The organism is Actinosynnema sp. NPDC023658 (genome assembly GCF_040639995.1).
In the GTDB taxonomy this organism is placed as follows: Bacteria; Actinomycetota; Actinomycetes; order Mycobacteriales; family Pseudonocardiaceae; genus Actinosynnema.
Map to the genome: position 1 here is coordinate 1 of NZ_JBFAAX010000656.1, position 434 is coordinate 434.

Annotated in this window: 1 protein-coding gene; it reads right to left on the reverse strand. The window is 76.3% G+C overall.

Going from position 1 to position 434, the window contains the following annotated elements; all coding sequences use genetic code 11:
- A partial coding sequence (locus AB0G02_RS32735; RefSeq protein WP_360801964.1) for a condensation domain-containing protein occupies positions 1 to 434 on the reverse strand: 434 nt, incomplete at both ends.

The window sequence follows — 434 nt, forward strand, 5'->3', positions numbered from 1 at the left end:
CACACCGCCCGCAGGCCGCTGCTCGCGCACGGGCCGACAGTCCGCTCCACCTCGACGATCGTCCGGTTGTCCAGGAGTACGCCGACCCCGATCCGGGTTCGGCCGGTGAGCTCCGCCATGCCCGCGGCGACCGCGGCGGTCACCACCGCGAACTCGGTGAGGCCCTGCGGCGTGGCCCACCGGGCCGCCCGCGCCACCACCTCGGCGTCGAGCACCCTGGTGGTGCGCTCGACGGTGCCGATGCCCGATCCGCCCGCCCGCCCGGCGGACGTGGGGTCCGCGTCCGCGAGCGACAGGACGGTATCGCGCCAGTGCTCCGCCGACGCGCGCACGAGCCGCTCCCGATTGTCGTGCTGCCATCGCGCGTAGTCCTGGTAGCCGACGCCGGTCGGTGGCGCGGGTGGCGGGGGGGCAGCCGCGAGGGCGGTGTTCGT